Annotated in this window: 15 protein-coding genes and 1 tRNA gene; 2 read left to right on the top strand and 14 right to left on the bottom strand. The window is 56.1% G+C overall.

The genetic code is table 11. The features are described 5' to 3' along the window. Nucleotides 1-27: 27 nt before the first annotated feature. The 11 genes from DMO26_RS03660 to DMO26_RS03610 form a co-directional block, all read right to left on the bottom strand. Nucleotides 28-849 carry a sugar phosphate isomerase/epimerase family protein gene (locus tag DMO26_RS03660; protein ID WP_117190674.1) on the bottom strand — a complete coding sequence of 274 codons (822 nt, stop codon included), beginning with the start codon at nt 847-849 and terminating at the stop codon, nt 28-30. Between the two features lies 1 nt (nt 850). Further along, on the bottom strand, nt 851-1,618 hold the full coding sequence (locus DMO26_RS03655; RefSeq protein WP_117190673.1) for an NAD-dependent epimerase/dehydratase family protein: 768 nt from the start codon (nt 1,616-1,618) through the stop codon (nt 851-853). A 10-nt stretch (nt 1,619-1,628) separates the two neighbouring features. Continuing rightward, nucleotides 1,629-2,729, bottom strand: a complete 1,101-nt coding sequence (locus DMO26_RS03650; protein WP_162894697.1) for an FAD-dependent oxidoreductase — start codon at nt 2,727-2,729, stop codon at nt 1,629-1,631. A gap of 33 nt (nt 2,730-2,762) precedes the next feature. Next, the gene (locus tag DMO26_RS03645) at nt 2,763-4,601 is read right to left on the bottom strand and encodes a hypothetical protein (protein ID WP_117190671.1); all 1,839 of its coding nucleotides are present in this window, start codon (nt 4,599-4,601) and stop codon (nt 2,763-2,765) included. 107 nt (nt 4,602-4,708) lie between these two features. Beyond that, the gene (locus tag DMO26_RS03640) at nt 4,709-7,939 is read right to left on the bottom strand and encodes a rhamnan synthesis F family protein (protein WP_162894696.1); all 3,231 of its coding nucleotides are present in this window, start codon (nt 7,937-7,939) and stop codon (nt 4,709-4,711) included. 63 nt (nt 7,940-8,002) lie between these two features. Further along, nucleotides 8,003-9,190 (bottom strand): hypothetical protein, encoded by a 1,188-nt coding sequence (locus DMO26_RS03635; protein ID WP_117190669.1) that lies wholly within the window; start codon nt 9,188-9,190, stop codon nt 8,003-8,005. Between the two features lie 45 nt (nt 9,191-9,235). Beyond that, nucleotides 9,236-10,318, bottom strand: coding sequence for a hypothetical protein (locus tag DMO26_RS03630; RefSeq protein WP_117190668.1), 1,083 nt, complete (start codon nt 10,316-10,318; stop codon nt 9,236-9,238). Between the two features lie 7 nt (nt 10,319-10,325). Beyond that, nucleotides 10,326-11,555, bottom strand: a complete 1,230-nt coding sequence (locus DMO26_RS03625; RefSeq protein WP_117190667.1) for a hypothetical protein — start codon at nt 11,553-11,555, stop codon at nt 10,326-10,328. 58 nt (nt 11,556-11,613) lie between these two features. Continuing rightward, on the bottom strand, nt 11,614-12,267 hold the full coding sequence (locus DMO26_RS03620) for an ABC transporter ATP-binding protein (protein ID WP_117190666.1): 654 nt from the start codon (nt 12,265-12,267) through the stop codon (nt 11,614-11,616). After that, nucleotides 12,264-13,070, bottom strand: a complete 807-nt coding sequence (locus tag DMO26_RS03615; protein ID WP_117190665.1) for an ABC transporter permease — start codon at nt 13,068-13,070, stop codon at nt 12,264-12,266. Before DMO26_RS03615 ends, DMO26_RS03620 begins: the two co-directional genes overlap by 4 nt. Nucleotides 13,071-13,523: 453 nt before the next feature. Next, nucleotides 13,524-13,883 (bottom strand): hypothetical protein, encoded by a 360-nt coding sequence (locus tag DMO26_RS03610; protein ID WP_117190664.1) that lies wholly within the window; start codon nt 13,881-13,883, stop codon nt 13,524-13,526. Between the two features lie 255 nt (nt 13,884-14,138). Here DMO26_RS03610 and DMO26_RS03605 point away from each other — a divergent pair. Further along, a tRNA-Pro gene (locus tag DMO26_RS03605) sits at nt 14,139-14,215 on the top strand. 439 nt (nt 14,216-14,654) lie between these two features. Then, complete coding sequence (locus tag DMO26_RS03600) at nt 14,655-15,671, top strand: hypothetical protein (RefSeq protein WP_162894695.1); 1,017 nt, start codon at nt 14,655-14,657, stop codon at nt 15,669-15,671. Nucleotides 15,672-15,753: 82 nt separating this feature from the next. Here DMO26_RS03600 and cysN read toward each other — a convergent pair whose 3' ends face one another. The 3 genes from cysN to DMO26_RS03585 are packed head-to-tail and all read right to left on the bottom strand — an operon-like array spanning nt 15,754 to nt 19,021. Beyond that, the gene (gene cysN / locus DMO26_RS03595; RefSeq protein WP_117190662.1) at nt 15,754-17,253 is read right to left on the bottom strand and encodes a sulfate adenylyltransferase subunit CysN; all 1,500 of its coding nucleotides are present in this window, start codon (nt 17,251-17,253) and stop codon (nt 15,754-15,756) included. Nucleotide 17,254: 1 nt separating this feature from the next. After that, a complete protein-coding gene (gene cysD / locus DMO26_RS03590; protein ID WP_117190661.1) occupies nt 17,255-18,208 on the bottom strand; it encodes a sulfate adenylyltransferase subunit CysD in 954 nt (317 codons plus the stop codon). Between the two features lie 39 nt (nt 18,209-18,247). Then, on the bottom strand, nt 18,248-19,021 hold the full coding sequence (locus DMO26_RS03585) for a phosphoadenylyl-sulfate reductase (RefSeq protein ID WP_117190660.1): 774 nt from the start codon (nt 19,019-19,021) through the stop codon (nt 18,248-18,250). Between the last annotated feature and the right edge of the window lie 67 nt (nt 19,022-19,088).

The raw sequence follows: 19,088 nt of genomic DNA, 5'->3' as shown, positions 1-19,088 counted from the left end.
CTTTTGAATCGGCCATTGGAACGTTTATCACTGCCGCTGACGCGGAACGTCGTATGTCCGTAGAGAAAACTGGATTGCCGAAGTGACTGCCCTCCTCCAGTCCGGTGCCTGAAACATTTCGATGGCTAGCCATTTGTTGTAACCCATCAAAGCTAGGCTACTGGCGGCGCGGTCGTGTTCGGCTTTGGGTTCGTTGAATTCAGCCAGTTTAGGCTCGGCTATGTGGAAATGAGCCAGAACGTCACTACCTTGGGCAATCGCATCCGCGATGTCATCGCTGCCCAGCAGGGCGCAACCGGTATCCAAATGCAGCCTGATATTGGGTGAATTTACCTTTCTCACGATCCGGGTCGCAGTTTCGGCATTCAAAATGAAATCGCAGCCATAAAATGCAGGCACCGGCTCAATCCCGATGATCAGGCCGTTTTCTGCGCACAATTCCCCCAGACGGGCAAAGCGGTCGATCGCATACCCGACGGCGACATCTTCCGTAAGACCGTTGCGCTGGCGGTTTTTGGGCGCGCCAAAGACCGCCACGGAACAGCCGAGCGTCATTGCAATTTCTGAAATGCGGCGAATGTGAGCGCACAATTCATTGAAGCTTTCTTCCGCCCCCAGCAGTTCCAGTTGCGGCTTGTCAAAAACAATCGCTTGCAGTGAACTCGCCCGAAGTCCGAAATCGTCGAGGATCGATGCTTCTTCCGCAAACGTCTCGACGGTCATCGCATCCCAGCCGGCAAGCCGCGTAGGTGCAATCTCAACCCCTTTTGCCCCGAGCTTTGCGATCAAGGCATAGGCTCGCAACTTCTCCTCTCTGGGAAAACTGAGATTTGAAATCGATAAATTCATATCATGATTTCCCGGTGGCGGAGATGAAGTCGGCTAGACGATCCATTGTCTGCTCCTTGGTCGCTAGGAAACCATCGCGGCCACCGAAGAATTTATCAAAGCGAGTTTTCATCCGATAGTGGACCGTGGGTGGCGCATTCTCCCCAATTGTCATTTCCGGGAAAAACCGTTGCCTGATCTCCTCCGTTGTTATCGGCTCGACAGCGAAGTTCACCAAAGGCAAATCTAGTTCCTCGACCTTGGCAAGGTCCATCGAAAGCTGAGCAAGATCGTACCATTGGAACGACGATTCCGGATTGATATACGCGACCCGGTTGTCGTTTAGCATATCGTAGATGACGTTCTTCTTGAGGCCCGTGCCGAACAAGCCCGGCAGGCGAACGATTTGGACGCGCTCGAACAGGCTCCTGACGGTATCCTCGAAAAATAGGCGATTTCGCCCGTATGCCTCGGCCGCATCGCGTGCGAAAACGGTGTCTTCATCCACATCGAACGGTTTCGGATAGACATCGACGGTCGAAATCAGCGTGAAGGTCTTCGCTTTGACCGTCTCAAGGATGTGGGCAAGTGCGGCAATCTCGGCGAGATCTTTTTCCGGCTCCGCATTCGCCAGCCATTTGACCGCCCGAACGCCCGCGCAAACGATCCGATCGAACGATCGGCCCTTCATTTCGGTAATATTCGAGGAATTGAACAACGCGTCGAATTGGGTCTGTCGTGTCAGATTCGAACCGACAAAGCCCGTATGCCCAATGAGAGCTGATGTCATTTGGTGCTCCTCACAGACCTATGACCGCCCGTTGCCGCAGGATATCACCCCGCAAGGACGAGGGAACTTCCGGTGCGCGCAGGTCATTTCCGGCCTCCAGGAATGACAGGATCCGCTCCACGGCGAAAAACACGGTGTCAATTTTTCCGGATAGTACCGAAAAGATCCGCCCTCTTTTCCAGACATGACAACTTCTGTCGTCGTAGGCACCAATAGGTTTGGTCTTGATCGAGAGCTGTGGCCCCATGAAACGGAAGCCATCCCGAAACTCGGGGACATACTGGCTGACCTGCCGCGTCATCTGCTCGACTTTTTCGATGACGACTTCGTTGGTAACGCTGTCGCGGCCACGCCGTGCCTCGCCTGCAGTCGCGTATCGGCCAAGCGGCGTATGAGGAACGCTTGAAAGGGTGAAAATCTCGGGCTCTTCCGTTGGATAAATGGAGCAAAGAGGACCGTCAACCAGGGTGATCGCGGGAAAGTCCGCGGGGCCTTCGAAATAAAGAAGCATTGTGGGTTCATAAAAGACATCCATACCCGGTGAGCTGAAATGGCCCCAGGTCGCATCGATGACAAAGTCAAACCGACGCCCATTGACCGTAACGTGCTCTCCGAGGTCCTTTATCTCTTTCACCTTCGAAGACAGGTTAAGGTGGCCCTCGAGCTGCTTGCGGAAATACTCTCGAGCCTTCTCGATAAGAAGAACTCGCTCAGGAGCAAACAAAAAACCCTCGATATTGCTGATTTCTATCGGAACGCTCTCTCCCTCCCGGAAATCTAGGCCGGTTGACGTCATGATCATCCGATAGGTCTGGAAGTCGATCAGTGAATCGGTCTGAGGAACTGCGTAGACGTTCTGCAAAACCGCCTTGCTGAGGTCGCTATAACGCTCCATGAAACGGAAATAACCGTCTCGCGATTGAAGTCGGGTGTTGTGATGCCGGGCGTAGTGGAATCCTAGATGGAGCCGGAACTGATTGTTTCCGGAGGCTTCGCTCAGAAGCCGGTCGCTTTGTTCGAACAATTCGACAGAGAAACCGAGGGCAAGCAGAGACGATGCGATGTGGCAGCCATACCAACCGCCACCGATAATCGCTACTTGAAAACTCAACGTCCCCTCCATTCGCTATTAATAATAGGGCTTCTATTGTTCAAAGGATTTTTTTAGATAGTCGCGGATGAATGAAAGATCCGAACTTAACCTAAAATTGGCGTAGCTTTCATGGCTCTGATCTGTCGGAAACTTCATCAGCGGTTCCGCTGTCAGATCATCTGCGAACAGCGCAGGATCGGCGAAATCTATCTCCTCTGGATCTTCCATATAACGTTCTGAGGAGTAGATCCTCAAGTCCGCGCGATAGGTAAGATTCCAGCGGCTGCTGATGACCAGGCCTGGTCTATTGGCCACCCAACGATATTTGGCCAAGCCCGCGCCCCAGATGGTTATGAAGCGGTCAGCGTTCAAACTCCAAAACAACGAGTGGTCGATGGTCTGGCCGATCGTGCTGATGATATGGACTGACGAGTGCTGTGCTCGATCCTGCATCGCCAGAACGATCTCTCTTTCCACGTCGATGGGCGCGCGGCGGGCGGACCATTGCCCATGGCTGTGAATGATGGACTTTTCTCCTTCGCCTCCCTGGCTGTTATGTCCGTCCAGCACGATCACGCAGCCTGGGAAATCCTTCTCGCAGAGTTCGAGGAAGTCCAGGCAGAACTTGTCGAGGTCGATGAGTGTCCGGTTTTCCACCCTCAGACCCAGCAGGATGATTTTCCTGTTGTCTTTTCTGAATATCTCCAGCCTTGCTCTCTCATTTGCGAGTGCAGCGTTCGTCGTGACCCTTATCGCGATTCGAACCCTGAGTTCCCGGCTGACGAAATCATCGGAAAAACGAAGCAGCGTCAGGCTGTTCTTCAGCGCCGTACGACGGTAGTCCTCCTGTCCGGACTGCCGGATGATCTTAGAGTTGAACTCCGGAAACAGTTCCTCGGTCGGCCCGAATATCTCCGTGCCCCTTTGCGCCTCCGGTACGATGATAGGAGGCAGGAAGTCTCTTCGGCAATTATTGGCAAGAAGCTGCAGGCCTGAGAGTTCGTTCCAAAGCTGATGACCCATGTGGTTGGCGATCGGCGGACGAAGATAGGCGGCCAAGCCTTCCGGTTCCGACTTGAGATAGGGTTCGAGCACGTCTCCAAGTTCGGCCCCCGCGATCTCGAAATCATATTCGATATTGCTGAAAATATGCGCGGCGATGGATGCCTCCCCGTCCGATAGGACGAGGAGTTCCCTGGAGGCAGGGTCATAAAGGCCGATGACCCGGCAGCAATGTATATAATCGGCGACACAGAGATAGAAGGTTCGACCATCTGCTGCCACGAACGGCAGAGCGAACCGGAAACTTGCAAGGGGAATGCTTTTGGTCAGTAGGAGTTCTTCCCCATTGACCGGATCTATCAAACTGACGGCTTTCTGCTGGATTCCCCGCTTGACGCCCTCGAAGAAATTGGCGCTCAGCATTTCACACAGATGCGGCAGGCTGGATGCCTTATTCCCCTCCGCGACGCGAATCACGGTCCTGGTACCGTTTGTGCCGCAGTGATGAGCGAGGAGGCGGCGGGTCTGCTGGTTCAATCTGAAAAATGGCGCCAGTCGACCGAAATCCGTTGCCGACGGAGGATAAGAAGTCGTTTGCTTCGCCATCTTGAGCAGAGGAAGAAAATAGCTTCTGTAAGGGTCGAACACTTCACTTGGAACGACGTTTTGCGCGTCACCGAGATTCTGGAGATCCGAGCCCATCACCCAGGTCGCCGCCTGACTGCCATTCCTTAATTCCACCAGGGAAAAATCGCGGGCCACCCGCCAAATGCCGATCGGCAGCCAGCCCTGGTGAAGCGTGTTGTTGTGGGCAAACGCTCTCCAAGTATTCGTCTCCTCATCAGTAAATCCATGGAAGCCATCTTTACTGATTATTTCCAACCACATTATGCTCTCCGGCCCCTATGCGAATAAGCAATTGCCCACTGATTGTCATGTGCAGACTTGAATTGCATTTGTCTTCTGATCAATCAATCTTGCGAGAGGCCATCAGCTTAACTCACTACACCCCGTCCACAATAATCGTCGTCCAGGCTGACCCTGGAGAGGAAATCGCGCGCCTCGGCGGGAAATTCACTTGTGAGAGTGTTGAAGAATACGAGAGCGTCTTCCGGAGCGAACCGCAATCCGGGCATAATCTCATCTCGTAGGCGTCCAGCATCCGCAACGAAATCAAGGGCGCCCCTTTGAACTTCGTGCCGGACTTCTCTTGCATCCAGTTCGGCCGGCCTGAGCTCGCGGAAGACCGGTTTTCCGGCTTGGTATTTCAGGACCTGCGGATCGTCCGCGCTCAGCATTTTCTCAAGCAGGAAGCTATGGAGGAAAACGGGAGGAGCGTGAGGGGATTTCTTTATGTTCTCGGCGAAATAGCCTTCGATCGAGACGTTGTTTTCCGCGGCCACTCGCGCTGCAGTTTGTTCGGTCGCGAAATAGAGGCCATCGACCTTTTGGGAGGTCATTCTCATGATGAATTTCTGGATAGTCGCGCTATAGCCGACATCCACGACAGCCTGACGCTCGGAAGTGCAGAGGCCCGAGGCGTTGAGATATGCCAACATATCGCTCCGTTCGAGCGACGCGTTCTTCATGATCTCGGGTTCCAGCTCATTGAGGATCGACGTGACGGACGAGATGTCGCCGTCCCGAATGGAGACGAGCTTCTCCTTTGACCACAGGCCTTTTTCGACCAGTTTCGCCTCCATCTCGACGTCGAGTGTCAGGCCGTATCGCTCCAGGAGGAAGACCTTCAGCGTATTGTCGTAGAAGTTGTTGGAGGAGGCGATCGACAGAATATCGTCCATCGAGCGAATTGCAGGTACCGACACCGCTCGCCGCGATACGATCAGATAGTTGCTTTTAGGAGCGTCAACGGCTTTGGCGGTCCAGGTATCGAAAGCGGTTTTGAGAAACTTCCCTTCACGGGCAAGAAAATGCAATGTCGACAACTGCTTGGCGGTGCTGTTCTCCAACAGCCATTGGGAAAAGGATGTAACGAGGGGGCCAAGCACCGCATACCCGATCTCGTAGGCCGTCCTGCCGAACCCGTCTGTCGGTCGCCAATCTCTGTAGCTGATGTCCGAATATAACTTGTGAGCGATGAGGCCGAAAATCGTCTGAGAGCTGTTGTTGGCGTCGTGGCGCGCCGGAAGCTTTCTTGCAATAATCGGAAGGCCGCGCATAAAAGCGACCGGGCTCATCAGATGGATCGCGCCAAAGCCTAGATCGATGGGGATCTGGAAATCGGAGCGCTCATTGTCCCCGATCATCAGCACCTCGGACGCTTTCAGGCCTTCCTTTTCCAGGAGATAGGAATAGAGCTTGCCGCTATCCTTGCGCCCCCCGATTTCCGACGAAAGATACAATTCGTCCCATCCGGCAATGCCGGAGAGGGTAAGCATGGTTTCAATTGCCTCACGGGGCAGGAACATGTCGCTGGCGAGGACAACCCTCTTGGACCGCTTCTTGGCGAAGTCGAGCAACTCTGCGACTTGCGAACGCTTGCGGACGGAATATGTCTCGAGCGAAATCTCGCGTTCCGCGGTTATCGGCAGACCGGGTTCACGCAATCGCATCTCATGATAAATTTCATGGATGCTGACGTCCGACCCCTTGGCCCTACGTGCATCCTGCTCGGCGGCGGTGCGCAGGGGCCGAAAACCGTCAAAGCCTTGCGCGTGCGCCTCATCGGCGAGAACGGATTTCACGAAATCGGGGTCGAGATGAGGGCGTATCAAAAGCGTATCGAATATATCGAAGGCTATCAGCTTCCGCTTGGGGTCTGCAATTTGCGACTTGATGTCCTCAAGCGTTCTGTTGGTGAACTGTTCAAGTCGCCATTTCGACCAGCTGGGATGGTCAAGATCCGGCAATATTCCCAGCGCGAAACCCCGAGATGCTGGAACCACGCCCAGCATTCGTTCTATGCAATGCGCCAGTGTCCCGTCTGTCTGCGCTTCTTCTTTCGGGAAATCTTCCAAGGAGATCCCGGCGCTCAAAAGCGGATCGATCGCGTCCCGCCGCGCCCAGAACATGGATCCCACCGGAAAATCGAAATATCCAGCCGGGATCTGCTCGAGGCCAAGGCGCTCCATCCATGCGTGCGCTATTCCAAGATTGGCCAGCCACGTATTGGCGACATAAGGCACTCTCGGGAAGCACTGGGGGTAGACCATCCCGAATTGCTTACTTTCAAGAAGAGAGAATATCTTTTCGATGCTTTGGCTGGATTCAAACAGGCTATTTAGGATATATTCTCGCCAGCCGGTGGTCGCTCCATCATTATAGAGAGATTTCTTGGTTTGAATATGGCCGACGATGTCGAACTGTCTCAGTTCACTAGCAAATTCCACGACAAAGGGCGCGATGTCTCGACCTCTGTTTGGGAGGATACGAATATCCAGCCGCGAAATATTTGTGAGCTTTGAAAAAGCGTCTTTGGCAAGCTGTTCCGCTTCGGCGTTGGGAACCGAAACATAAAGAGAGAAATCCCGCGGAACCCGCGAAAGATAATTTGCGAATTCTTTTGCAAGATCCGGATAATAAAGATGAACATGCACGCCGACGCTGCCCGATGACGGTTGGGACGGCAGGTCTATCTTGTCGAGGAAGATGAAATCCGCATCGTTGACATGCAATCTGAGGTCCGCGGATTGGGGGGTGGCCGGCAAGCCGTATCCGTTCAGATCTTTGGCGATGCCCGAAAAGCCACTCTTCCTGTAAGTGTTCCAAACGTATCTCGCGAGCTGGGCATTGCTGCCGAGAGGCTTCTCCCTCAAAATTTCAAGCGTTGTTCCGATATATATTTCAAGCCCGCTGAGCTTGGAGAGCTTGATTTTAGGACGAAGAAAGAAAATTCCCGCTTCGGACGTCGGATCAAATCGGATTTCTCTGCAGTTCTTCTTGAGCTGAAATTTGGCTACCGCCTTTCCGCCATACCGTGGCTTAAACGAAAGCGTAATCGCGTTCCGTTCGGAAAATCCTTCCCCGTAATCGAAATAGAGCTTCGGCCGGACCATCGGCGCGATAATTCCTGCAACATCCAACTCGACCTCGTAGCGGCCCGGCATAAGGTTGGATCTCGGGCGCAATACGAATTGCGGATCTCCCACTTTGCTTTGCCAGACGGAGTAGGAATTTATCCGTCCAAGCAGCTGAGCATCGTAGGTCGGAACAATCCTCACTCTTCTGCGAAAAATACTCAGCATGCTGGCAGCCTTCATCATCATTGTCCTGTCAATAATCGCTCTGCGAATATCAGATTTTCCGGATAGCATCCGATTCAGCCTTTTTCAATTTATACTATCCCGAATTGAGGCGGATATCAGAGACATAATTGACCAGAGTACAAAGCAGATGACAAAGACAAGCAGAGTCTGAGAAATGATCTCGGGATATGCCGCTTTTTCGGGCAGGGATGGTGGCACCACTACTGCGAGATACAATTCCTGTCTATCCAACTGGCGCCGTGCCTCTTCATAGGAACTTCTCGCCAGCGAGTAGATGTGTTCATCGAACTCAATTTTTAGTTTAAGAAGTTCGAAATCTTTAAGCTGGGCGGAGAGGGAGCCGGGGTTCTCATGCCCGACCAGCTGCTTTTGGTACTTGTCTATTTGCTCCTCGAGCGCATTTATCCGGCTCTTCAAATCCAGCTGACCCGGTTTGTTCGCGACGCCAAGCTGCTCCGTCCTCGCGAGCTGAGCCTCATAAGCGACCTTCTGGCGAGACAGTGTCGTGAGCAGCTCAGTTACTGTCTTCGCAGTTTCGACGGGATCGACGGATTGAATCTTCTGCTGAAAATTCAGCATTTCGACCCGGGAGCTGGCGACGTCCGTCGCAGCCTTGTCCACCTCCTCCTTGGCGCGTGCCAACGTATCTTCTCGGCTGCGGCGAGAAACGTGATTGATGAGTTTTTCGCTTGCGCGTAACACGTCCTGATTGAGGACGAGCGCGTCGTTGCGGTCGTAAGCCTTGATACGAAGCGTGATTATGCCGGAGAGGGTGTCGAGACCTACGGTGACATGGTCCTTCCAATAGCTCCAGATATCTTCGAGCGGCTCCGAGGAATCGAGCCGGGAGAGCCAGTCAATTGTGGGAACGTCGTATAGGGCGCGCAAACGCTCGGTCCCGCCGACGTCGTTGATGACGCTCCGGCTCTTGATGTAGTCGAGAACGATCATGCCGTCCTGCGCGGTGCCGGTATTTGCCCCGACCCCAAGGCTGCTCAGAAGCGAGTCGGTGCTGCGGCCCTTTTCGCCATATGTGCTTTTCCTGACGACGATCTTGGCTTCCGCGACATAGGCTTCTGTTGCCACCAACCCGTAATAGAAAAGAGCGAGAAAAGTGGGAAGCGCGACCAGCAAGGCAAACGAACGAAGCAGCCGGAATCCGCCGCCGAAAGCGCCATTCTCGTCGGACACAGTCTGGGCGCCCGCGGGAGCGCCGCTTCTGGTCAAATCGATCAAGCTCGTATCTGCCATAGAATATCCAATATCCCCCAAAGCCGATTGGCGGCCCTGGTAAATTTATGCAACCTGATCAGGTTTTTGCGGCTGCGTCGGCGTGGAGAACGCATGCGGTACGGCCCGGAGTGCTTCGACAGCAAATGAATGCAGCGCAATATCTTCGTCAAGCAGGTCGGCGACGAGGCCGATCCGCTTCAGTCGGGTTGCGAGACGGGGAACATCCGGGAAAAAATCCTGCTGTTGGTCAGAGATGACATCGACCCCGGCAAGACTGTTCGCCATCCAGCGCACCCTCTCATAATCCTCCCGCAGGCCGACCACGTCGAATTGCGCCAAGTTATCGAGAGCAAAGCTGACGTTGCGCCTCTGCAGAATCTCATCCGGTGTCGCCCCGAAAAGCGCCGTCATAGGAGACCGGATCGCGCTTTTGTGTTCGGGCTTCAATTCGCGAAATGCTTTGAGAAGGGAACGATCATCATCGAGATTTGTCTCGGCGACCATCGGAATGATCTTGGCGAAGTGTTCCATGAGAAACTCACGCCCTTGCATATCGCGTTTTTCAAGGACGTATTTGACGAAAATCAATCTCTCGGCGAGTTCGGTGAACGGATCACGCAGGACTGCGATGCACAGGAACTTCTTCTCCTTTGCCAATTCGCCATGGCGAAGCCAGTTGAGCTGACCGGCAAGAAAAATCGAATTCGAATAGTTGTTGCCGAGAATGGATGTGATGGTGTCGAGCGAATACCGGTCGATCATCAAATACGGAAGAAGAAAGGCTCTCGCGGATGCTCTGTATCGTATCTGCGGAATTGCGCTGACTTCACAGACCAGCACTTTTTGCTCCAGCAGCGAGATTTCCGTCTCCCGCCTATAGATGATCAGGCCGGAGGAGGTTTCCTGAATGACGAGACGCTCGAAACCGCCGAGGCCCGGCATCATATATTCATCAATCTCGAACCCGACCAGGCCGCTGACGTGCAGGCCCAGGTCGCGAAGATCCGTCCTGAGGACATTCGCCTTCAACGTCGTCCCCCCATGTCCGGGAACGACAACAGAAAACTCGGGCACCTCGGCCGGATTGTCCAGTATCATCCAGCCTGAAATCGTATGCCCAATGTCACGATCGATATGAAAATGCATGTATCGCTCATTTCGCCATGTTGTCTCGGACGACAAAAGCCAAGCCGGCGAACAGGGCCCAGACAAAAAACGAGCCGATGAAAATCGCGCCGGACATCATGCCCCTTTGCGGATAAAGCGAGTCTTCCGCAAGGTGCGGCTCGACATAGGTTAACAGATATGAACGCTGACGCTCGGCAGTGATACGTGCCAGTTCATACTCGGCAAAGGCTTTCTGATATTCCTTGCGGGCTACTTCGACATGGATTTCCGCCTGCCTCAAGCCCACCGCCTGCGCGGCGAGATTTGGGCCGTGGCCCGGATTGCCTGCAGTCTGGCCCGCGATCTTGTTCTCGTAGTCCGAGATCTGACCCTTGAGAATGTCGATCTCCTTGTTGAGGACACCGACTTCGGGTGATTGCCCCGCATTCATCGCGGAAAGCGTTGCAAGCCTCTGCTCCTTTCTTGAAAGATCGAGGCGCAGCGAAGTTATGATGGCGTTGAAGCCTTTCTCGGCGGCATCCACGTCCAGGATTCCTGCGCGGTCGCGCTCCTCCCGCATTTCGTTGACGGAAGCGTCAAGGGAGCTTTTGGCCCGCCCGAGTTCGAGCTTGGTTTCATTGACCGCATCGATCTCGTTTCTGCGGGTAAGCTCATTGACCATTCGTTCGGAAATCGAAACGACTGAGCTCGTGAGCGCCAGGCTGTCCTGCGGCGTGAATGCCCTGATCTTCAACGAAAGAAGGCCGGAATTGCGGTCAACGTTTACATCGACCTGGCGCTTCCAGTATTTGACCAGATCCTCGATGGGAAGGCTGTCACCGAGGCGGGCGATCAGATCCGGCGTCGCGGGCCTGAACATTGCCCTTAGGTCATGGGTCTTCAACAACTCCTCAACCATCGGACGGCTCGTGACATAGTCCGCCACGATCAGGCCGTCGCGAGCCTGGCCACTATCGATGAAGGCGGAGAGGCTGCCAAGGTTTCCAAGCCCTGCGCTCGTTTCTCCCGATCTGATGGTAAACCTTGCTTCCGTTATGAATTGGTCGGCGGCAATCCAGCCGTAATATATCCCCCCCGCGATCGACGGAATGATCCAAAGGAGGATGGTGCTGACAATCAGAAGATGCCTGAAGCGACGATCGTTGCGCCTTTGCTGAAAACCGCCGCCGCCGGTCGTCATCGGCCTCGGTGTACGTGCTTTCCGGGCGACCTTCTTCAGCTCGATGGCAACGAGCTCCGCCGAGGAGCGTGCCAAGGCCGGGTCCTTCGCGATCGCACGTCTGGGGGTGGTTAACGTTTCCAAGATTGTCCTGCTATCGATTCAATTTGCGATAAAGCTCGATTGCATCGTCCACGTTGGAAAACTCGTGGAAAAGGCCGTGAGCCAAGACAAGAGCCCGTCCGCAATACTGGCGAACCATGTCCATGTTATGTGATACCATGATAATGTCTGAATGTGCACGACGCTTTGAGAACTCCTCGGCGCATCGATCCTGGAAGCGGTTGTCGCCGACAGCCATGACTTCGTCGATCAGATAACATTCAAAATCGATGGCCATAGACAAGCCGAAGGCCAGGCGCTGAGCCATGCCCGATGAATAGGTTTTGTAAGGTTCGTCGATATATGCGCCGATTTCCGCAAAATCTTCTACGAACTCCATAACCTTCCGCGGGTTCTGCCGATAGATTCGTGCGACGAAATGAACATTTTCCCGTCCGGTCATCTCGGGGTGCAGTCCCCCTGCAAAGCCGAGAGGCCAGGATACTCTTGCGGTTCGCTTGACCCTTCCCGCATTCGGCAGCTCCGTTCCGGCAATGACGCGTATGGTGGTGGATTTGCCGGCGCCGTTGATCCCGAGGATCGCATAGGATGATCCCGCCCTGAAGTTCACGGACACCCCATCTAGCACGACCTTAATGGTGCCTTTGGTTTTGTAGAATTTCAGAACGTTTGACAATTCTATCATTGGAATAGCAACTTGCCCCGAATGAAGCGCTCACCGAGCAGGCCCAGAAATAGCAGGCATGTGGCAAAAGAAAGAAGATAAAATTGCGACAGATTGCCGTCGCCATATCCTTCGAAGTAGGACGATCTTATCCATTCGACGCAATGGAATAGCGGATTGTACCACATGGCGTTTTGCGTGCTTTGTGGAAGGTTGCTCGGCAGGACGAACGCGCCGGACGAAGAATACATTCCAAACATTATAACGAGAAAGAAGACGTGCCAGAATTTGAAAATGGAGCCGATGACGGTATTGATGAGTCCCATTGAAATTGAAAAATATATAGTTGACAATACTGAGACAAGCCATGTGGAATAGTTTGCCGGTAAGACGTTTACACCTAATATGCTGGCGCCGATAAAAAAGAGTATAACCACTAGGGCAGCGGTCAGGAACTCGATGATGCCGCGTGCGATGATCACGTTGATAGGCGTAACGGCCGGGAACAGAAACAGCAGGCGATTGGTCTCGATGGACAACCCCATCGTGCGGGCAGGATAGAGGCAAAGGATATACGGCAATACGCCGCTGGATATAAATACGGCTGGTTCCGTGCCGATGGGCACCACCCTATTTGCGATGCTCATGATCGTTGTGATGGTGATAAGATGCGTCAGCGGCCAGGCAACCGCGAGCAGATAGCCCAGATGCGAGCGCCCGAAGCGGGTTCGCATGTCTCTGAGTATGAGAGCCCCTATAACGTCGACGCGCGCATCGAGCACATCCCAGTCAAATCCGTTTATTTTACCAGGCGCGTTTCGCATTTCACACCTAAATATCAGGGCTGCGGCACAAATATGGCACTCGCAAACGAGGTCATCGGCAGCAGATACTCTATCTTACCGCCATGTTAAATGGGAGGCGATTTCCCCTCCGGGATATGCATAGCATATACTGTTGCCCGCTGCGGCTCACGTTTTTTCCCATATGTCGTCAGCGGCATAATGGCTCAACCCACCGGCCCGCCGAGGGCGGCGTTGCCTGGCTTCGGTTTCCGAGGATCTTTCGTATATCTGCGAGCTCTCTCGCTTTGGCCGCGAAGATCCTCAATGCGTCAATGCCTGAATGCCTCGATACGACGAGGCCAGATAAGGAGCGGCGAAGGGAAAATCAAATGAGATATCGAAGCATGCTCTCCGGCGTCTCCCGCTTTCAGATCACTGGGGCGGGCATGCTGTCCTGCGTCCGATCCCTCTCCGTTGAGGCGTGAAGGGACGTTAGTTGGCAGCGAGCAGTTCCGCACAATAGCTCGGCCCATTTGCCCCCGGACGGTCGGAAACAATGGCAATATCGCGGATGATGTAATTGTCGGAAACCGTGATCTTTGCCGAGCAGCTGACGCTTGCGGTGCGGCCGTTCTGTTGTTTGATTCGGTTATATCCGCCGCGCCAGTTATAGATCGTGGACGAACCTTCGCCGCTGTCGCTGATCGGTGGGCTGTATTTCGCGAAGAACTCTCCCGCGGAACGGCCCACCCAGCGTGCCTCGATCGGATTGCTGCCAACGCCGCCCGCCGTCGTGCAGGCGGAAAGGGCGAGAGCGAGAAGGGTTGTCGATGCGGCGACGCGGCGGCTCATGATTTCAAATATCCTTATATCCTCTGAGGGCCGTGGAATCTGCGGCCCCGATGACGGCAGGTAGCAGATTTTTCGTCGGCTCCGCGAGCCGTCATGGTGTGGAAAACGTCAAAATCTCTCTGCGCCGCTTTTTTGCAACGCCTTTGTTTCCAAGCTTGCGAAACCGCATACACAACGATTGTCGCTTGTCGCAAATTTTTCATGCCAAGCGCTTGTGGAATGAAAAATGCTGGTCTATAGAGGCGCCGCTGGTCACGGAGTGTAGCGCAGTCTGGTAGCGCACCACGTTCGGGACGTGGGGGTCGAGTGTTCGAATCACTCCACTCCGACCAGTCGTAAATCTCTATTTCTCCGAATTAAAACCGAATATTCCCAAATCCTCGCGGATTGGCTGCCGCGGATATGGCGTGTTCAGATCATCGCGATCTCGCTTGCCGAGCTTCATCGTACGAGAGTTGACTGTTGCTGAGGCCGATGCTTCGGCTCAGCGCTCATAGCGCCAAGCTTTAGGTGCCCTCCCAAAACCATGCGGTCCACTCGTTAAAGGCGGATCGATGGAAAATACAGGGATGGGATCACCATCCTCCCGGAGAACCTTCCGGCAAATCGTTCGAATGGGAAATCGCAGGCAGCCGGGGCGATCCCGTCAAATCATTCGGCGCCCCTTACCCTTCAAGAAGATTGGCCGGAAACGCCCGTCTGAAGAGCGTGCCGAAGCCGGAGTTCTGTGAGAGGATACGTGCAGTTTCCGTCTACACGTCAGGAGCAGACATGACCCCAATCCTCAGTTTCCGCCGCAGTTTACCACTGAGCTTGACCGCGTTTGTCGCGGCATTGGTGATTACGACGTTTCCCGCCGGGTCGGATATGGCCCCGCGTGGCCAACCTGAGGCCGAGGAGACGGTGCGGTTCTCCGCCGATACCAGGACGTCGCCTTACGCAACGCAGCGGGTCCGCATCGGTGCAAATGATGCTCGTATAGAAAAAGTAATTCCTGGGTCGGAGAACAACGGCTGGTTCAACTCCATAAGTCCGATAGGTCGGGCGGGGGCGATCTTCGGCTCCCGCTCCTCGGACAACCCGACGGCAGGAGACAGCGGCACTTATGGCAGCGGGAATTTTGTTATCCACGACAGCGATAAAAGCGCCTGGGCCGGGTATGACGAGATCCGGGTCGCCAACGGTGCCGGCGGCGGCTCGGGCCGCGAGATCAATCCGATCAGCCAGAAACCCCTCGTACCCAACGATCCGGTCAATATCTACGCTGCCGGGCAGGTCTCCGCGTTGACCTTGAGTTCGGGCCGCCCGGACGTTCGTGGATCCCGAACAATCACGGCATATCTCAATCTTCAGGCAAACGGCGCTGACGCCGACAAGGGCATCAACGTCGGTTACAACGCCGTAGTCGTCAAGAACGGGCAGGCGGATGCGATTAACCTTTTCCGTCAGCACGCCATCCAGCAGTGGTCGGATACAGGTATAAGGGGTTCACGCATCCGCTTCGATACCACGACGGCTGCCGGCGGCATGGGCATCGTGTTCAACGACGGTGCCATCAATTTCCAAGAGGCGACGCCGGTTACGCTGTTTACAATCTCAAGCCAGATAGTGGCGTCAGCCAAGCCCATCAAGTTTCCGAGTTCCCCGATTCGCGCGCTTCCACCTGCCGCGGCTGTCGGAGCGGGTGCGACCATCTATGTCACCGACGATCCGAAACATCGCGGTCTTGCTTCATCCGATGGCAGGAACTGGCGTTTCATGGATGGTACGATAGCCGGTTTCGATTGACGGCGGAAAAGGGGACAGCTCCTGAACAGGTCAAGCGGAAAGGGCCTGACGACCCTTCCTGTTATCGGTCCTGGAAGATGTCTCAGATATCGCAGGCGGCATCCCGGAAGACTTCCGCCGCCTGCCTGGCCGTCATGCGCTTGATTTCCGTCTCGTCGCGGCGGGCCGCGAACAATTCGCTCGCCATGATCTGTTCGGCGAGATCGGCCGGCAACGAGAGGAGGACGCGCTGGCCTTCGCCCTCCTGGCTCTGGTGGATGCCGCCTATTTCGCCGCGTTTGGCGGTGATCATGCCGCCGGCCACCGTGTTCAACGTATCGGGATCGATTAGGATGAAGGCGCCGGTCGAGCGGTTCTGGTCGTAGGGGTCGAAGATCGCCTGTTCCTCGAAGGCGAGCCGCACCTTGCCGATCGCGTTCATATGAAGCGTCGAGGCGTGCGGCTGCCATATGCCGGTCGAAAGCTCCAGTTGTGAGACCGGTTCCACCGATACGCGCTGGCGGCGCGAGCTGCTTTTCAGCCAGTAACGCTTGCCGGGCTCGATGCCCCCCGGCTGCAATGAGACGACCTGCGCGTCAAAATGACGGCCGGTCATCGGCTGTCCGTCGAGCGATACGATCATGTCGCCGCGCGCCACGTCCACCTGCCGGTCGAGCACGAGCGTGATCGCATCGCCCGCCACCGCCGCGTTGCGAACCAGATCGAAGGTGACGATCTGCTTGACATTGGCCACGGTTCCGGAGGGCAGGATAACGACGCTGTCACCCGGTTTTACCGAGCCGCCGGCAACCGTGCCCTGATAGCCGCGAAAGCTTTCGCCCGGCCGCACGACGCGCTGCACCGGCAGACGGAATCCGCCGGCCTGAGTCGAGCGCACGGTTGCAAGCTCCAGTGCCTCGATCAGCGTCGGGCCGTCATACCACGGCATGGCGGTGTCGGCTGCGTAGACGACGTTTTCGCCTTTCAGCGCCGACATCGGGATGGCGGTCACCTGGCGTACGCCGAGCGACAGCGCCAGTTCGCGGAAGTCGTGGGAAATCTTGTCGAAGACGGCCCTGTCATAGCCGACGAGGTCGAACTTGTTCACCGCCAGCACGAACTGGCGGATGCCCATCAATGCGGCGATGGTGGCATGCCGCCGGGTCTGTTCCAGAAGTCCGGCGCGGGCGTCGGTCAGCAGGATGGCGAGATCGGCAGTCGAGGCGCCGGTCGCCATGTTGCGGGTATATTGCTCGTGGCCGGGCGTATCAGCGACGATGAATGAGCGCCGGTCGGTCGAGAAATAACGGTAGGCGACGTCGATCGTGATGCCCTGTTCGCGCTCGGCCTGCAGGCCGTCGAGCAAAAGGGCGAAGTCCGGCAGGCCGAGATCGTTCTGCTGGCCCGAGTCGCGGGCAAGCGTCACAGCCTGGTCTTCCTTCACCGCCTTGGTGTCCCAGAGCAGGCGACCGATCAGGGTGGACTTTCCGTCATCGACGGAGCCGCAGGTGATGAGGCGCAGCGGCCGCGTATCGCGCGCCGCCTTGGCGGGTTCGGCGAAAGGCAGGATGGTCGCAGAGGTCGACGTTGCTGTTGCGGTCATCTCAGAAATATCCTTCGCGCTTCTTCTTTTCCATCGAGCCGGACTGGTCGCGGTCGATCGCACGGCCCTGGCGTTCGGAAACGGTGGCGATCTCGAGCTCGGCGATCACCTCTTCGAGGTTGGATGCGGTGGAGCGGATCGCGCCGGTGAGCGGAAAGCAGCCGAGCGTGCGGAAACGGATCATGCCGCGCCGGATCGTCTCGCCAGGCAGCAATTTCAGTCGCGGGTCCTCGGCGAGGATCATCATGCCGTCCCGTTCCACGTAAGGCCGTTCGGCGGCGTAATAGAGCGGTACGAGCGGGATGTCTTCAGCTTGGATGTAACGCCAGATATCGACTTCCGTCCAGTTGGAAAGCGGGAAGGCGCGCACGCTCTCGCCCTTTTTGATCATGCCGTTATAGACATTCCAGAGCTCCGGGCGCTGGTTGCGCGGGTCCCATTTGTGGTCTGGCGTGCGAAAGGAATAGATGCGTTCCTTGGCGCGGCTTGCTTCCTCGTCGCGCCGGGCGCCGCCGAAGGCCGCGTCGTAGCCGCCGGCGTCGAGCGCCTGGCGCAGCGCCTCGGTCTTCATGATGTCGGTATAAAGTGCCGAGCCGTGGGTGAAGGGCGTAATGCCCTCCGCCTTGCCGCGCGGATTAGTATGGACCACGAGGTCGAGATCGTATTTTTCGGCGATCTCGTCGCGGAACCGGATCATCTCCTTGAACTTCCAGGTCGTATCGACGTGCAGGAGCGGGAAGGGGACGCGGCCGGGATAAAAGGCCTTGCGGGCGAGATGCAGCAGGACGGACGAATCCTTGCCGATCGAATAGAGCATGACCGGCTTTTCGAATTCCGCCGCCACTTCGCGGAAGATATGGATCGCTTCGTTTTCCAGGGCCTTCAGATGCGGATCGAGCGGCGGGCGGGAAACGGGCGGGTTCTTCACTTCCGTTTCCTGGACTGACAGGGGCATTTCGGTCTCCGGGTATTCGGTCTCAAACAAACACAAAGTTCAGCGCGCGATCTGGGAACTCGCCTGCGGAACGGATTCAACAGCGCTTTCCGGCACGTGCAGACCGCATTCGCGTTTCTCGTCGTTTTCCCACCACCAGCGGCCGGCGCGTTCCGGCTCGCCGGGCTTGATGGCGCGTGTACAGGGCTCGCAGCCGATCGAGGGATAACCGCGGGCATGCAGCGGATTGACCGGGATCGCTTCGGCCGCCACATGCGCGCGGATCGTCTCGATGTCCCAGTCGGCAAGCGGGTTCACCTTGATGAGGTTACGTTCTGCGTCATATTCGGCGAACGGCGTCGTGGCGCGATTGCCGGACTGGCCGCGGCGCAGCCCGGTGATCCAGACGCCGGCGCCGGCCAAGGCCCGGGCGAGCGGCTTCAGCTTGCGCACATGACAGCAGGCGTGGCGGGCCTCCACGCTGTCGTAGAAGCCGTTGAGGCCGTATTTTTCGGCATAAGCGTCGATATCGTCCTGCTCGGGCACGAAGCGGCGAATCTCCATGCCGTAACGCTCTTCCGTCTCGCCGATCAGATCGACCGTTTCCTTGAAGAGACGCCCGGTTTCGAGCGTGGAGACTTCGACCGGAAGGCGATGCGTGCCGATCGCCGCGGTGATGACCTGGTCCTCGATGCCGAGCGAGGTGGTGAAGACGGCCGGCCCGAGCGTCGCGGCAAGCGCGAGCCGGCCCGGGAGATCGAGGTTTTCCAGTTCGGAATTCAGCGTCGTCGCCAGTGTGGCGGGGTCTTGCCCGGCAGGAAGGTGAAGCGTCATGAAGCGTCTTTCTTAGCAGATGCTCGAATTATCCATTGCGCGCCCGCGAAAGGACAGGAAAACCCGT

Origin of the sequence: Rhizobium terrae, from assembly GCF_003425685.1 — a bacterium.
GTDB lineage: Bacteria > Pseudomonadota > Alphaproteobacteria > Rhizobiales > Rhizobiaceae > Neorhizobium > Neorhizobium terrae.
This window is presented reverse-complemented; position numbering and strand designations above follow the sequence as displayed.

Bases quoted from the DNA above. Each gene is read 5' to 3' on its own strand.
- DMO26_RS03655 (WP_117190673.1), bottom strand. From the start codon at position 1,618: ATGACATCAGCTCTCATTGGGCATACGGGCTTTGTCGGTTCGAATCTG.
- DMO26_RS03610 (WP_117190664.1), bottom strand. From the start codon at position 13,883: ATGAGCCGCCGCGTCGCCGCATCGACAACCCTTCTCGCTCTCGCCCTT.
- DMO26_RS03660 (WP_117190674.1), bottom strand. From the start codon at position 849: ATGAATTTATCGATTTCAAATCTCAGTTTTCCCAGAGAGGAGAAGTTG.
- DMO26_RS03640 (WP_162894696.1), bottom strand. From the start codon at position 7,939: ATGATGATGAAGGCTGCCAGCATGCTGAGTATTTTTCGCAGAAGAGTG.
- cysN (WP_117190662.1), bottom strand. From the start codon at position 17,253: ATGACCGCAACAGCAACGTCGACCTCTGCGACCATCCTGCCTTTCGCC.
- cysD (WP_117190661.1), bottom strand. From the start codon at position 18,208: ATGCCCCTGTCAGTCCAGGAAACGGAAGTGAAGAACCCGCCCGTTTCC.
- DMO26_RS03620 (WP_117190666.1), bottom strand. From the start codon at position 12,267: ATGATAGAATTGTCAAACGTTCTGAAATTCTACAAAACCAAAGGCACC.
- DMO26_RS03645 (WP_117190671.1), bottom strand. From the start codon at position 4,601: ATGTGGTTGGAAATAATCAGTAAAGATGGCTTCCATGGATTTACTGAT.
- DMO26_RS03630 (WP_117190668.1), bottom strand. From the start codon at position 10,318: ATGCATTTTCATATCGATCGTGACATTGGGCATACGATTTCAGGCTGG.
- DMO26_RS03585 (WP_117190660.1), bottom strand. From the start codon at position 19,021: ATGACGCTTCACCTTCCTGCCGGGCAAGACCCCGCCACACTGGCGACG.
- DMO26_RS03600 (WP_162894695.1), top strand. From the start codon at position 14,655: ATGACCCCAATCCTCAGTTTCCGCCGCAGTTTACCACTGAGCTTGACC.
- DMO26_RS03635 (WP_117190669.1), bottom strand. From the start codon at position 9,190: ATGGCAGATACGAGCTTGATCGATTTGACCAGAAGCGGCGCTCCCGCG.
- DMO26_RS03615 (WP_117190665.1), bottom strand. From the start codon at position 13,070: ATGCGAAACGCGCCTGGTAAAATAAACGGATTTGACTGGGATGTGCTC.